Source organism: Corynebacterium tuberculostearicum (assembly GCF_046097255.1).
In the GTDB taxonomy this organism is placed as follows: Bacteria; Actinomycetota; Actinomycetes; order Mycobacteriales; family Mycobacteriaceae; genus Corynebacterium; species Corynebacterium tuberculostearicum_J.
The window spans coordinates 1993691-2006976 of the sequence record NZ_CP175770.1; the positions used below are offsets into that span (position 1 = coordinate 1993691).

Consider the following 13286-nt stretch of genomic DNA (forward strand, 5'->3'; position numbering starts at 1 on the left):
GACTGGCACCAATGACCCCTTCCTCCCAGCAGCCCGTGGTTTCCCTGCCCCTGCCTACCGTGGGCCGAGCGAAACCGCCGGCGGATCTGCCTGCACCGGCCGCTGATGGCACGCGCGCATTGCTGGATCGCTATGGACGCCAGGCCCGTGACCTGCGCGTCTCACTCACGGATCGCTGCAACCTGCGCTGCACCTATTGCATGCCGGCCGAAGGCTTGGAGTGGATGCCCACAGAGCAAACCTTGAGCGATGAGGAAACCATCCGGCTGATCCGGATAGGCGTCGGCAAGCTAGGCATCCGCCAAGTGCGCTTTACCGGCGGCGAACCACTGCTGCGCAAGTCGCTGGAGAAAATTATTGCCGCGACCAAACAGCTGCGCACCGACCAAGGCCGCTCCCCATCCACCGCGCTGACCACCAACGGGCTTGGCCTAGAAAAGCGCGCCGGCGCCCTCGCCGCGGCCGGGCTCGACCGCATCAATATCTCGCTCGACACCATCGACCGCGAGCGCTACGCCGCGCTCACCCGCCGCGACCGGCTCGACCACGTGTTGCAGGCCATCGCCGCCGCGGATGCCGCGGGCCTGCATCCCATCAAGATCAACGCCGTGGTCATGCCCGGGGTCAACGAAGAAGACATCGTTCCACTGGCGGACTATGCCGTCCACCACGGCGCCCAGCTCCGTTTCATCGAGCAGATGCCGCTCGGGCCCCGCGAGCAGTGGCGCCGCGAGGACATGGTCACGGCCGAAGATATCCTCACCCGCCTGCGCACCCACTTTTCCATGGAGCCGGCACGCGAGCCACGCGGTTCCGCCCCCGCCGCCCTGTGGGAGGTCAGCGCTCCGGATGGCACGCGCGGCACGCTAGGCATCATTGCCTCGGTCACCCACCCCTTCTGCGGCGATTGCGACCGCACCCGTCTTACTACCGACGGCGCCATTCGCAATTGCCTCTTTGGCAATTCCGAAACCCCACTGCGAGACCTGCTGCGCTCCGGCGCGAGCGATGAGGACATCATGGAGGCTTGGGCCGGGGAAATGTGGACCAAAAAGCCCGGTCATGGCATTGATGACGAGGGCTTCCTCCAACCAGACCGTCCGATGTCCGCCATCGGCGGCTAACCTGAATCTTATGTCCACGCCCCGCAGCATCTCCGCGCACCTCGACGCCGTACTCGCGCTGGCTTCCACGCCACCGGCCGAGTCCGCGCCCGTCGACGCCTCCCTCATCGGCCGCGTCCTCGCCGCCGACGCCACCGCGCGCTTTCCCGTGCCACCCCACGCCAACTCGGCGATGGATGGCTTCCTCGTCCATGCCGCGGATTTTTCCTCCCCCGGCCCGTGGACGCTCCCCGTCGCCGGCGATGTCCCGGCCGGCGCGGCCCCCATCGCTGTGCCCGCCGGCCACGCCGTTCGCATCATGACCGGCGCCCCGGTGGCCGATACCGCAGGAATGCTCGTCGTTCCCGTGGAAAACACCACCACCCCGGCCGGCCCGGTAGCACTTCCAGACGAGGTCACCATCACGGAGGCCCCCACCAAGTCGCATATCCGCCCCGCCGGCGAGGACATCCAGCCCGGCGCGCCAGTCGCCACCGCGGGCACGCTTATCGACGCCGCCGTCATCGCCGCGCTCACCTCCGCCGGCGTGTATTCCGTCTCGGCCTACCGCCGCCCGCGCATTGCGGTCATTTCTTCCGGCGAAGAACTCGTCTCTTCCCCAGCGCAGCTCGCACCCGGCCAGCTGCCGGATTCCAATGGCCCGATGCTCGCTGCCCTTGCAGGTGCAGACGCACACGTCCACGTGGGTGATGCCCCTGCGGACCTCGCCTCTGCGCTCGATGAGCTAGCCCCCTCCCACGACCTCATCATCACCTCGGGTGGCGTATCAGCCGGCGCCTTCGACGTCGTCCACACCGTACTGGGGCGCACGGATTCCGCGTGGTTCGGGCACGTCAACCAGCGCCCGGGTGCCCCGCAAGGCTACTCCCTGTGGAATGACACCCCGGTGTTGTGCTTGCCCGGCAATCCCGTAGCAGCCTTTGTCGATTTCCAGCTCTATGCCCGGCCACTTATCGCCGCTCTGTCCGGACACCCCGCCCCACGCCAGCGGGTCAACCTCCGCGCCCGGGTGGATTCGCCCCTTCCCGCCTCCCGCGGACGGCCGACCATTGTTCCCGTCACCGTAGACTTTCAGGCAGCGCCCGCCATCACCTCGCACCTGCCCCACGGCAGTCACCGCATCGTGTCGCTGGCCGGCACCAATGGCTTTTGCCTCATTGACTCCGAGCCGCCGGCCATGGGCGAGGACATCACCGTTTATCTGTATTAAGGAGCAACCATGGAATTTACCCACCTGAACTCTGACGGCGCCGCCTACATGGTCGACGTCACCGAGAAGCAGCCCACCGTGCGCACCGCCACCGCCGAAGGCGAGGTCGCCTGCTCACCCGAGGTCATGGCCGCCCTGCGCGATGGCACCGTGCCCAAGGGCGATGTCCTCGCGGTCGCTCGCATTGCTGGAATTTCGGCCGCCAAGAAGGTCCCCGAGCTGCTTCCACTGGCACATACCATCGGCGTGCACGGCTGCGCAGTGGAGCTCACGCTTGCCGACGACCACGTGTCCATCTCCGCCACTGTCCGCACCGCCGACCGCACCGGCGTGGAAATGGAGGCACTGACGGCTGTGAACGTTTCCGCGCTCGCCATCATCGACATGGTCAAGGGCGTGGACCGTTCCGCGTATATCCGCCGCTGCGGAATCGTGGCGAAATCCGGCGGCCGCTCCGGGGACTGGTCCCGCACCCTCCCGGAGTCCTAATGCTCGGCGCGGTCATCCTCGCCGGCGGCCACGGCAGGCGTATGGGCGGCGCCGATAAGGCCTCCCTTTTTGTCCACGGCACGCGCTTTATCGACCGCCTGCTCGCCCAGCTTCCCTACGGCACCCCGACCGTGGCTGTCTCCCCGCATCGCCTCGGCGTGCCCCAGGTGTGCGAGTCACCGCTCTACGGCGGTCCCGTCGCCGGCATCGCGGCCGGCGCCCAGGCGTTATCCCACTGCTCCGAGCTCGCCCTCTTCGCCGTGGATGCCCCCGATTCGCCGCTACTGCTTCCCCGCCTGCGCTCGGCCCTCGCCTCCTCCTCGGCCGATGCCGTACTCACCCGCGCCGCCGACGGCTACCTCCAGCCGCTGTGTTCCCTCTGGCGCGCTCCCGCGCTCCGCGCTCAGCTCGAGTCCCTTCCCACGACTCGGAACGTCTCCGTCCGCCGCCTCATCCGTGGTGCCAACTTCATCGAGATTCCCGGCACCGGCGCTGAACGCGATTACGACACCCGTGCGGAGCTGCGCGAGCTCCCTGCGTTCACTGCCCACACCGGCCTTCGCGCTCATCGGCAGCCGCTGACCTAGCCCACCGCCTCCGCCCGTGAGCGCCAAGGGAAGAAGTCTCCGCCTCCCCGCCCTTCGCGCTCACTGGGAGCCGCAGCAAGCGCGAAATCGCCGCCCCAGTGAGCGCGAGGGGTGGACGAACACAGAAGCCGGCCCTTCGCGCTCACGGTGGACATGAAATGTGACCACGAACGGTCGCTGGTGAGCGCGAAGGGCGGGAGGAGCGGGAGGGGCCGTACCGCTGGAGGGCTACTCGGTAACGATGAACTTGCCGTGCTGGCCCTTCTCGGCGTTAGTCATGATGTGATTGACAAAGGAATAGGTACCGGGCTCGTTGAAGGTCATCTCGACGAATCCGCCTTGCGCCGGGAGGAGGTCCAGGGCTTGCGAGCCGGTCGAGTCCTCATTCCTGATGAGGTAGGCGCCTTCCTTGTAGGCGGTATCGAATTGCTCGCCCACAACGTGGAAGCTCAGCGGCTGGTCGGGACCTAGGTTGGTCAGCCACAGGCGGACGGTATCGCCTACCTTGGCCTTGATAGGCTCTGCGTCATACTGGCCCGGGTAGTAATTGAAGGCCATGAGGTCGAAGCGGCCGTCGGCAACGCGCTGGGCGTCGGCGCCGGTGGATTCCTCGCCCAGGAAGACGTCAGTGGCCATGAAGTTGTACTCCGCGTCCACGGGCTTGAGGTCCGGCGGATCGATGATGACGTTGCCGGCCATGCCGTTAGCGATGTGTAGGGACATGGGCATCGTGGAGCAGTGATACATCCAGATGCCGGAGCGGTTCGCGGTGAACTTGTAGGTCAATTCCTCGCCCGGCTGGATGGATTTCATGGTCTTATCTGGGTTGACCTCGCCGGCGTGGAAGTCAATGGAGTGGGCCATGGAGCCCTCGTTCTTGATGGTGATTTCGAACTTATCGCCCACCTTGCCGCGCAGAGTGGGGCCTGGGGCTTGGCCGTTGAAGAGCCAGCGCATCTGCTTGATGCCGGGGGCAACCTCCACGACTTCCTCGGTCATCGTCCAGGTCTCTTTGTGCGTCTTCGTCTCAGCGGCCGGCTGCAAGGTGGCGTCAAAGGCGGAAAAGTCGTCGCGCTGTGCGCCGAGTTCGGCGGCAGTTGGCACGTCTACGTGCGGATTGCTAGCTGAGGACACCGCATGGTCATGTCCTGCAGCGGCGCCGTCTCCCACGTTGACCTGGAAGGTCATGCCCTGCATCTTGTGGCCGGCGATGGTGCAATAGCCTTCCACGGAGGAGTCGATGACTCCGGCGTCGAGTTGGACGGTCTCGCCGGGGTCGACGCGGCCGGTTTCGGCGTCGCCAATCTTGAGGTCGTGGACTTGGTCGCCGGAGTTGGTGAAGTTGACCACCAAGTGGGTGCCGGGGCCGATATCGATGGACGAGGGGGTAAAGGCCATGCCGTCTACGCCCACGTCAATGGTCTGCGTTTCGCCAGAGGATACCGGTGCCGCAGACTCCGTGCCTTTGCCGGTGGAATTGACCACCGCGAGCGCGATGACCGCCGCCAGCGCGATGCCGATGAGCAGCCACGAGGCCCAGGAGGAATCCTTCGGCGCGGGTTTGTCCGCAGGTTGTGAGGAAGAAACGCTCAGCATTTAACTCTCCAGTCTTTTCTTAAGGTAGATGGCTCGGCCGACGGCGATAACGTTGGCGGCAAGGCCTATCCCCATCATGATAAGCCCGGCCACGGTAGCGCCCAGCAATGTCAGCAGTCCGCCCAGGTTGATGAGCAGCAGACGGGCGTAGCCGGTGCGCTCGGTGGTATCAGGGCGTGCGCCGGTAAGGATAGGAAGCAGGTGGTGAAGGACGCCGGTGACCAACTGCAAGAGGCCGGCACCGAGGAAGGCGGGCAGCAATATCAGGGTGATGGTGCGCGGGTAGGCACCCACCGCTGCGGAAATGGCGTCACCGGCACACAGCGTCAACATCCACAGCAGTCCGGCGATAACAGCCACGGTGGCGGTGGTCAGCCGCGGCGAGCGCCCCATAACGGTGGCAAGCACCGGCTGGATGATGAGTACCGCCGCCAGGACCACGAGCAGTTGAGCCACGCCTGCGGCGCGGGTAAGGCCCACCGCGTACAGCGCCATCGCCAAGGCCAGGCCAACACAGTGCACGATGAGCGCGCGAGTACACCGCGCGCGAGCGGTGGGCGAAATCGCGGTGGCCGATAGCGTGGGGAGCAACGTGACCACCGTGCCGATGACGGTAAGCCACGCGAAGCCCCAGATCATGCCGCGCGAGTGGGCGCCGACAAGGAGGGAATACTCGCCTACCCCATTTCCGCTCAGGATGACCAGCACCACGGAGACAATCATGAACACGGCCGCCGCGATATAAAAGGGCACGGTCACGGCAAAAGAACCAGACAATGAGCCGCGCAGGCGCCGCGCGATGAACCACAGGTGCCAGGTGAGGGCGGCGATGATGAGGGCAGAGGCGGCGTCGGCAAGCGGGCCCCAGTCATACCCCGCCCTATCAATGAGCAGCAAGATAAGCCCGAGCTGCACTAGGCCCACGCGACTGCCGACGCCCCGATAGTCCCCGCCCGCAGTCCGGGTTAAGGCCTCGGTGAAGTGGGTGGAAAAGACGATGATTGCCGTGGTCAGCGCACCAATGGTGAAGGGATGGATGATATCCCACCACACCACCGGAGCGCCCAAGGATGCGGCAATGAGCAGGCCGAGACCGGTAAAGATCCAGAAGCCAATAACGGCGGCGCTCAGGGTATGCCAGCGGCCGCGCGCGGCCAGGGACACGTCATGAATGCGCACGGCGCGCCTCCTTTCCGGTCAAGGCAATGCCGCAGGCGAGGAAAACTAACACTGCGATTATCGTAACCACCCCGCCGGTGCGGAGGGCAGTGGTGTGCTCGGCGCAATCGGCAAGGATGCGCAACGCGAGGCCGCTATGTAAGAGTGCCACCGGCACATAGAGCACTGGGTGGTACGGCAATCGGCGGCGGATGACGGAGGTGAAGATGATGGGTGCGTGCGCAAAAATCATGGACATGACAAAGCCCAAGAAGATGGCGTGCACTGAGGCATCATAGGCAAAGCCGGTGGACTGCCCGTGCAGCAGCCAGAGGTAACCGCCGAGGGCGAGCCAGCCGTAGCCGGCCAGCATGCATGCCGCCGAGTAGCGCGGCAGGCCGTGCGAGCGCACCAGATTCTTGGCTACGTCTACCCGAGCGGTGGCCGCAGCGATAGCAACGAGCACCAAGCCCATGGCGCGATAGCCCACCGCTGGGGCAAGCACGTAGATGACGCTTGCCGCCGCCAGCCCCAGCACCAGGAGGGTCAGGTGGTTTTCGGCGCGGGTTCCGGCCATGGTGACGCGCGCTAGTTCCATACGCTCGCCGATGATGGTGGCCACGGCGTAGAGAACGCACAACGGCATCGCCGCAGCGAACCCCGGGCCCATGGCCCACAGGGCGGCGGCTGCTACTCCCCCGATAACTCCAGCTGCCTGCACCAGGATCGCGAGGCTCGCCTGGCGGCGATAGATGGTGGCGTAAATGAAGCCCAGGACAAGGAAGCTGGCGGCAAAACACACTGCGGGGATCGCACGCGGCAGGCCGGCGAGAATGCCCAGCACGCCGGCGACGTGGCACACGGGCCCGGCCCATGCCCAGGAGGTGTGCACGGCAACGGTGCGCTCAAGGCCGATGGCTCCGCCCACGAAACCGAAAACCATGAGTGGTCCGTGGTCGGCGGCGAAGGACGCGCCAGGGGTGGCCGTTAGCCCCAATAGGGTGGCGCCCGCAGCCAGGCCTACCAGCAGAGATAGGCCTGCGAAGGCGAGGAAGATGAGGCGATGCGCCACGCTATTATTTTGCACGGGTTTTATCGTACTAATATTGGTTGCAGAGCGAAACTCGCATCCCTTTAGAAAGGACCACTCGCAATGCAACTGCCCATTTCCGATGCCAACAAGCCACACTCCATCCCAACTCTGAATGCCTCCGAGATTCCGCACGCTGTTCGCCACGGCGCCATCCACGGCGCGCTGGGCACCCTCAACGTGGGCGAATCCATGATCCTCATCGCCCCGCATAATCCAGTTCCACTGCTCAGGGAGGTCGAGGCTCGCGAGGAGAGCTTCGAGCTGGACTACCTCAAGGAGGAAGAAAACGACTTCCACATCAAGTTCACCCGCGTGAGCTAAACCCTCGCGGGGCGGAGGGCTATCCTGGTTAGGTCACCCTCTCCGCTGTAGAAGGAGCCCTCCGCAGATGAAGAAGCGCGCCGCCGCACTCCTCGCCGCCCTCGCATTCGCCCTTACATCCTGCGCTCCCCCAACGTCAACGACTTCCGCCCAGGACGCGGATGCTGCCACGCTCAATGTCTTGGCTGCATCCTCCACCCGCGTCATCAATGACGAACTCACTTCCCGCGCAGGCTGGCTCGCGCCGCCGGTAAATCTGAACTTTGAAAATGGCGGCTCCTCCGATCTGGTAAGCAAGCTGCGCGAGGGAGCCCCGGCCGATCTTCTCCTCACAGCGTCGAAAAAGACCATGGATAAGGCGGTGCAAGATGGCACGGTTGCCGCGCCCAAGGTGCTTGCCACCAATGTCATGGTCATGGTCGTGCCCAAGGGCAACCCGGCGGGAATCCATTCCGTGGAGGATCTGCCCCACTCCGACCACTTCGTGCTCTGCGATCCCCAAGTTCCCTGCGGCGATATCTCCTCCCAGATCATCTCTGATAAGCGCCTGGACGTCCATCCTTCCTCCCAGGAGCGCCAGGTAGCAGACGTTTTAGGAAAGGTTGCCTCGGGTGAGGCGGATGCTGGGTGGGTCTATTCCACCGACGCCGCCGCAGCCGGCGATGATGTCGAGGTGATTGACATTCCCGGCGCGGAGAAATTCACTAACCAGATCGTGGGCGCGGTTACAGCAGAAGCATCCCACCCCGACCAGGCTCGCGCGGTTCTTGATATCTTGAGCGGCGACTTTGCGTCCACCTGGCGCGAGCGCGGCTTCACGCCAGCGGAGTAAGCTATGTCCGCCCCACAGCCTATTCGCCCCAAAGCCCCGCTTCTTATCGGCCTCATTGGTCTCATTGCGGTAGCGACCATCATCGTCCCCGTTGCCGCCCTTGGCCTGCGCGTGCCGTGGGCGCGCATCGGCGACTATCTCGCGCGCGACGAGATCCAGGACATGCTGCTCATCTCAGTGGCAGCCGCCTTCCAATCCATGATCCTTGCGCTCGTACTGGGCTTAGGACTGGCCCTGTGGGTGCAGCAGCTCGGCCGCGGTAGCGCCGTAGTGCGCCTCTTGGTCTACCTGCCCTTGGCCATGCCACCGGTGGTGGGCGGCTTGGCCCTTACCGCAGCTTTCGGCCGCAAGGGGTACCTGGCCCCGCTTCTCGACGCCCTCAGCATCCACTTCGCCTTCGCCTTCCCCGGAGTCGTTATGGCGCAGACCTTTGTGGCGCTGCCCTTTGTGGTGGTCGCGGTCGATTCGGCGCTGCGCCAGCTGGACCAGGAAATCCTCGCCTCTGCGCGCGGCGTGGGCTTGGGCCGGTGGGAGGTCCTGGGCAAAATCACCCTGCCATCCATCGCCCCGGCCTTGGCTACGGGTGCGGGGTTGGCCTTCGCGCGCTCGCTGGGCGAATTCGGCACGACCCTGACCTTCGCCGGCTCGCAGCCCGGTGTTACCCGCACCATGCCCCTGGGTATTTATTTGGAGCGCGAGGTCGATGCGGATGGCGCATACGTGCTCTCCGCGCTACTTATCGGGTTGGCCTTGGCTTGCCTGGCGCTGGCGGGCTTGCCTGTGCTGCGGCGGCGAAGCTACCAGCCGCAGGCCAGGCGGTTGCATGAGATGGACGTCGATAAGCTCCGCGCCCTTACCCGGCCCACCGATGCGCCGGCGCTGTCCGTGACCGTCGATGGGGTGCGCACGAATTTTTCCCCGCGCGCCATAACGGCCGTAGTGGGCCCGAATGGTTCCGGCAAGACGACCTTGATGGGGCGCGCTGCCGGGCGCCTGAGCGGCGGGGAGGTCTCCCCGGAGTGCGCCGACGTCGTCTTGCTCACCCAGCGTCCTGGCTTGCCGCCGCGCTCGACGGCCCTGCAGGCGGTCGCCATGGTCACCCGCGATAAGACCCGTGCGCAGGCGCTCCTGGCTGCGGCGGGATTGCACGAGCTTGCCGACGTCCCCGTTCCCGCCCTGTCCGGCGGCCAAGCCGCCCACGTGGCGCTCGTGCGCGCGCTAGCCGCACAGCCGGCGGTCCTGATTGTGGACGAGCCCCTGGCCGCAGTCGACGTGAAATCCGCCGAGAGGTGGCGCCGCTTCTTGCACGCGGCCCGCGCAGACCGTACCACGCTGCTTGTTACCCATGACGCGCTCGATATTGTGCACCTAGCGCAGGACATGCTGGTCATGGAATCCGGCCGAGTGCGGGCCCACGGCGCAACCGCGCGTCTGCTTGAGGCACCGCCGACAGGCTTCGTTGCGGCGCTAGCGGGTCTCAACCGCCTCGAAGGAACCGTAACCGAGATCGGCGCGTCCGCCGTCGAGGTCGCGTGCGGCGATATTACCGTTCTGGCGACCACGGAGGATGCTTCTTTTGAGCCCGGGCAGAAGGTGGCGGTGACCTTTGCCCCGCATGCGGCGACAATTGGCGCGGCGCCAGAGGCCTGCAATCAATGGGCAGCGCGCGTCTTGGCCGTCGAGGCCACCAGCCTCGCAGCGGCCCAGCTGCGCGTTGATCTGGGCGGCCAGGAGGCTACAGTACCGGTAGACCGCGAGTTCGCTTTAGACGTCGCGGTGGGTAACATCGTATCCTTAACAGTGTCTAAAGCAAACGTTTTTGTCCACCCCAACTAGTTATTCTGTATTCGCAGACCCCAAGGCGGATTCCCACCATGCCTGATTCACTTCCCCGGTCCACCACCGAACTTTTTCCGGAGGCCCTCAACCTCTCGCCCAAGCAGCGCGAGGTGCTCACCGCTGTGCAGCGCCACCCCGAAGGCGCCAAGGCCGGCACCGTTGCCGAGGAACTAGGCATGCACGTCAACACCGCTCGCGGACACATCGATGAGCTGGTCAACGCTGGAGCCGTCAACGTAGTCTCCGCGCCGAGTAAGGGCCGCGGGCGCCCCTCCCTCATCTTCCAAGCCCGCATACCGGATAATAAAGCGGTGGCAGAGGAATACATCACCTTGGTGGAGGTGCTGACCACGATGCTGGCGAAAGAGAAAGAACTTGATGACGCCGCCTCGACCAAGGCCCTAGAGATCGGGCGACGCTGGGCGCGCGCCGCGGGCGCGGATGCCTCCAATGGTGCGCTCGATACGCTCTTTGCCACCCTGCGCGATATGGGCTTTGACCCCGCCACCAAGCCGGACTCGACCGACATCGAGCTTCATGCTTGCCCCTTTGTCTCTTCGGGTCTTGAGCCTTCGCAGTTCCTGTGTGCGGTACACGCTGGCTTCCTGCAAGAAACCAGCGATGATGACACCTCGATCACTTTGGTGCCGCGCCAGCACCCCAACGTGTGCCGGCTAAAGATTAAGCCTGCGTAAGCTCCACGCGGACGGGGCCGGCCACGGTGAGGTCGATGACGCGGAGGTTTTGCTCGCGGGCGTCGGCAAGAATGCCCTCCTCAATATCCTCGGTGTGCAGCACCATGACGGTGGGGCCGGCGCCGGATAGGTAGGCCGCATAGCCGCGGTTGCGCAGTCGGTTGACCCACTCCGCGGTCACGGGAAGCACATCCGCGCGGTACGGCTGGTGCAAGCGATCGCGGGTTCCCTCCCACAGGAGATCCGGGTAGTTTTGCAATGCCGCCACTTGGACCGCGGTGCGCGAGACGTTGAACGCCGCATCCGAATGCGTCACGTGCGAGGGCAGGACGCGGCGCACCGCTTGGGTGGAGGCGTGGAAATCAGGCACGAGCGCGGTGGCGCGGATATCTTCGTGCACCTTGATGGACGCGGCGCGGTAGTCCGGCAAAGAATGGCCGTCGACAGGGACATTTGTCCACGACACCACGGCGTCGCCCAACACGGAGGCGGCCGCATTATCGGGGTGACCCTCAAAGGCGGAGGAAAGCTGCACCACTTGCTCTTGGGTCAGCGGGCTTCCCGCCAGCGCATTGCCGGCGGCCACGCCCGCCACCGCGGCGGAGGCGGAAGAGCCCAGGCCGCGCGACTGCGGGATATTATTATGCGAGACCACGCGCAGGCCGGGCACGGTGGCGTCGGCCGCCGAGAGTGCGGAGCGAATCGCCTTGACCACCAAGTGGGAGCCATCGCGCGGCAGGTCTTCTGCGCCCTCGCCGAAAATTTCCACCGTAAGGCCCGAGGTGGTGACCTCTACCTCAACGGTGTCATACAGGCTCAACGCCATGCCCAAGGTGTCATATCCTGGGCCAAGGTTCGCCGTGGAGGCAGGAACGGTCACGATGGCTTTAGTGCCGACTTCAACTTCGATGCTCATAGCTATCCAGTCTATTTGGCCGGGCTAGCTGCCGAGGCGGATTACGGAATGAACGGCCTTGACCTCTTCGAGCTCGCCCAAAGCAGCCACAATGGTGTCCAAGGTGGACTCCTTCGCGGCGTGGGTGACCACGATGAGGCGGGCGGTGTCCGCGCCGTCTTCTTGGCGGACGGTGCGCAGGGAGACGTCGTTGTCAGCAAAGACGGCGGAGATGGCGGCGAGCACGCCGGTGCGGTCCTGGACTTCCATATCGATGTGGTAGCGGGTTTCTACCTCACCGAAGTCTGCGATAGGCAGGTTGGCATAGGTATTCTCGCCTGGGGCGCGGCCGCCGTGGACGATATTGCGGGCTGCACCGACGACGTCGCCAAGCACGGCAGAAGCCGTAGGATTGCCGCCCGCACCATTGCCGTAGAACATCAGGGAACCTGCGGCCTCGGCCTCAACGAAGATGGCATTATAAGACTCGCTCACGGAAGCCAGCGGGTGCTCCTTGGGCACCAACGTGGGGTGCACGCGGGCATTGACCGCCTCGGAGCCGTCCTCACGCTGGAGGCGCTCGCAAATGGCCAGCAGCTTGATGGAATAGCCGGCATCATTAGCGGCGGCGATATCAGCGGCGGTGACCTTGGTAATGCCCTCGCAGTGGACGTCCTCGAATTTCACGCGAGTGTGGAAGCCCAAAGACGCCATGATGGCAGCCTTGGAGGCGGCGTCATGGCCCTCTACATCCGCGGTGGGATCGGCCTCGGCATAGCCCAGGCGGGTAGCCTCCGCCAGCGCTTCATCATAGGAAGCGCCCGTGGACTCCATCGCGTCCAAGATGAAGTTAGTGGTGCCATTGACGATGCCGGAGATGCGCTCTACCTGATCGCCGGCCAAGGAGCGCCGCAGCATGCCTACCACCGGAATCGCGGCGGCTACGGCAGCCTCGAAGTAGAGATCTACACCGGCACGGTCGGCGGCCTCCGCCAGCTCGTCTGCGTGCGCGGCAACCAGGGCCTTATTGGCGGTCACCACGGACTTTCCGGAATTGAGTGCGGCGAGCACCAGCTCGCGCGGAAAATCGATGCCGCCGATAACCTCCACCACGAGGTCGATATCATCGCGGGCGACGAGCGCTTTGGCGTCATCGGTCAACAGCTCCTGGGGCACACCCGGGCGCAGCTTATTTTTATTGTGGATGGCGATGCCGCGAATCTCGGCTGGACCACCGATGCGGTGAGCAAAGGCATGAGCGTTCTCCCCCAGCAAGCGAAAGACCTCAGCACCAACGGTGCCGAAGCCCAGCAGCGCGATACCGACGGTCTCGCCCTCGCCCTTGCCGGAATGCTCGTGTGCCTGAAGCTCGCTAGTCGATGCAGCCATAGTCCGTCTCCATTGTGCGGTTGGGGTAAAGGTTTAGTGCCCGCTAATTGCGGATACA

The 13286-nt window shown here is 64.9% G+C and carries 13 protein-coding genes; 8 read left to right on the plus strand and 5 right to left on the minus strand.

Going from position 1 to position 13286, the window contains the following annotated elements; all coding sequences use genetic code 11:
* The first annotated feature begins 11 nt into the window (after positions 1-11).
* The 4 genes from moaA to ACKFRY_RS09505 are packed head-to-tail and all read left to right on the plus strand — an operon-like array spanning position 12 to position 3410.
* Positions 12-1124, plus strand: coding sequence for a GTP 3',8-cyclase MoaA (gene moaA, locus ACKFRY_RS09490; RefSeq protein ID WP_408922743.1), 1113 nt, complete (start codon positions 12-14; stop codon positions 1122-1124).
* Positions 1125-1134: 10 nt separating this feature from the next.
* Positions 1135-2334, plus strand: a complete 1200-nt coding sequence (locus tag ACKFRY_RS09495; protein ID WP_408922744.1) for a molybdopterin molybdotransferase MoeA — start codon at positions 1135-1137, stop codon at positions 2332-2334.
* A gap of 9 nt (positions 2335-2343) precedes the next feature.
* Positions 2344-2823 (plus strand): cyclic pyranopterin monophosphate synthase MoaC, encoded by a 480-nt coding sequence (gene moaC / locus ACKFRY_RS09500; RefSeq protein ID WP_005323396.1) that lies wholly within the window; start codon positions 2344-2346, stop codon positions 2821-2823.
* Entirely contained in the window at positions 2823-3410 is a 588-nt protein-coding gene (locus tag ACKFRY_RS09505) for a molybdenum cofactor guanylyltransferase (RefSeq protein ID WP_408922745.1), read from the plus strand. The genes moaC and ACKFRY_RS09505 overlap by 1 nt, the downstream gene beginning before the upstream one ends.
* A 228-nt stretch (positions 3411-3638) precedes the next feature.
* Here ACKFRY_RS09505 and ACKFRY_RS09510 read toward each other — a convergent pair whose 3' ends face one another.
* From ACKFRY_RS09510 to ACKFRY_RS09520, 3 genes are read right to left on the minus strand one after another with little or no spacing between them, the layout of a single operon-like run.
* Entirely contained in the window at positions 3639-5006 is a 1368-nt protein-coding gene (locus tag ACKFRY_RS09510) for a multicopper oxidase domain-containing protein (protein WP_408922746.1), read from the minus strand.
* On the minus strand, positions 5007-6185 hold the full coding sequence (locus tag ACKFRY_RS09515; protein WP_408922747.1) for a beta-carotene 15,15'-monooxygenase: 1179 nt from the start codon (positions 6183-6185) through the stop codon (positions 5007-5009).
* A complete protein-coding gene (locus ACKFRY_RS09520) occupies positions 6172-7251 on the minus strand; it encodes a hypothetical protein (protein ID WP_408922748.1) in 1080 nt (359 codons plus the stop codon). Before ACKFRY_RS09520 ends, ACKFRY_RS09515 begins: the two co-directional genes overlap by 14 nt.
* 66 nt (positions 7252-7317) lie before the next feature.
* On the opposite strand from ACKFRY_RS09520, the gene ACKFRY_RS09525 reads away from it, so the two are divergent.
* The 4 genes from ACKFRY_RS09525 to ACKFRY_RS09540 all read left to right on the plus strand — a co-directional run bounded on the left by ACKFRY_RS09525 (position 7318) and on the right by ACKFRY_RS09540 (position 10944).
* Positions 7318-7578, plus strand: coding sequence for a DUF2249 domain-containing protein (locus tag ACKFRY_RS09525; RefSeq protein WP_225747104.1), 261 nt, complete (start codon positions 7318-7320; stop codon positions 7576-7578).
* A 67-nt stretch (positions 7579-7645) separates the two neighbouring features.
* On the plus strand, positions 7646-8410 hold the full coding sequence (gene modA / locus ACKFRY_RS09530; protein ID WP_408922749.1) for a molybdate ABC transporter substrate-binding protein: 765 nt from the start codon (positions 7646-7648) through the stop codon (positions 8408-8410).
* A 3-nt stretch (positions 8411-8413) separates the two neighbouring features.
* Positions 8414-10246, plus strand: a complete 1833-nt coding sequence (locus tag ACKFRY_RS09535; protein WP_408922750.1) for an ATP-binding cassette domain-containing protein — start codon at positions 8414-8416, stop codon at positions 10244-10246.
* Between the two features lie 38 nt (positions 10247-10284).
* Positions 10285-10944: a helix-turn-helix transcriptional regulator gene (locus ACKFRY_RS09540; RefSeq protein ID WP_408922751.1), complete on the plus strand. Its 660-nt coding sequence runs from the start codon at positions 10285-10287 to the stop codon at positions 10942-10944.
* Here ACKFRY_RS09540 and thrB read toward each other — a convergent pair.
* The gene (gene thrB / locus ACKFRY_RS09545) at positions 10931-11860 is read right to left on the minus strand and encodes a homoserine kinase (protein ID WP_179386365.1); all 930 of its coding nucleotides are present in this window, start codon (positions 11858-11860) and stop codon (positions 10931-10933) included. The two genes, ACKFRY_RS09540 and thrB, sit on opposite strands and share 14 nt — an antisense overlap.
* A gap of 24 nt (positions 11861-11884) precedes the next feature.
* The gene (locus tag ACKFRY_RS09550) at positions 11885-13228 is read right to left on the minus strand and encodes a homoserine dehydrogenase (RefSeq protein ID WP_408922752.1); all 1344 of its coding nucleotides are present in this window, start codon (positions 13226-13228) and stop codon (positions 11885-11887) included.
* Positions 13229-13286 lie beyond the last annotated feature (58 nt).

Excerpts from the sequence above, each read along its gene's own strand:
- moaA (WP_408922743.1), top strand. The coding sequence starts at position 12 with ATGACCCCTTCCTCCCAGCAGCCCGTGGTTTCCCTGCCCCTGCCTACC.
- ACKFRY_RS09495 (WP_408922744.1), top strand. The coding sequence starts at position 1,135 with ATGTCCACGCCCCGCAGCATCTCCGCGCACCTCGACGCCGTACTCGCG.
- moaC (WP_005323396.1), top strand. The coding sequence starts at position 2,344 with ATGGAATTTACCCACCTGAACTCTGACGGCGCCGCCTACATGGTCGAC.
- ACKFRY_RS09505 (WP_408922745.1), top strand. The coding sequence starts at position 2,823 with ATGCTCGGCGCGGTCATCCTCGCCGGCGGCCACGGCAGGCGTATGGGC.
- ACKFRY_RS09510 (WP_408922746.1), bottom strand. The coding sequence starts at position 5,006 with ATGCTGAGCGTTTCTTCCTCACAACCTGCGGACAAACCCGCGCCGAAG.
- ACKFRY_RS09525 (WP_225747104.1), top strand. The coding sequence starts at position 7,318 with ATGCAACTGCCCATTTCCGATGCCAACAAGCCACACTCCATCCCAACT.
- modA (WP_408922749.1), top strand. The coding sequence starts at position 7,646 with ATGAAGAAGCGCGCCGCCGCACTCCTCGCCGCCCTCGCATTCGCCCTT.
- ACKFRY_RS09535 (WP_408922750.1), top strand. The coding sequence starts at position 8,414 with ATGTCCGCCCCACAGCCTATTCGCCCCAAAGCCCCGCTTCTTATCGGC.
- ACKFRY_RS09540 (WP_408922751.1), top strand. The coding sequence starts at position 10,285 with ATGCCTGATTCACTTCCCCGGTCCACCACCGAACTTTTTCCGGAGGCC.
- thrB (WP_179386365.1), bottom strand. The coding sequence starts at position 11,860 with ATGAGCATCGAAGTTGAAGTCGGCACTAAAGCCATCGTGACCGTTCCT.
- ACKFRY_RS09550 (WP_408922752.1), bottom strand. The coding sequence starts at position 13,228 with ATGGCTGCATCGACTAGCGAGCTTCAGGCACACGAGCATTCCGGCAAG.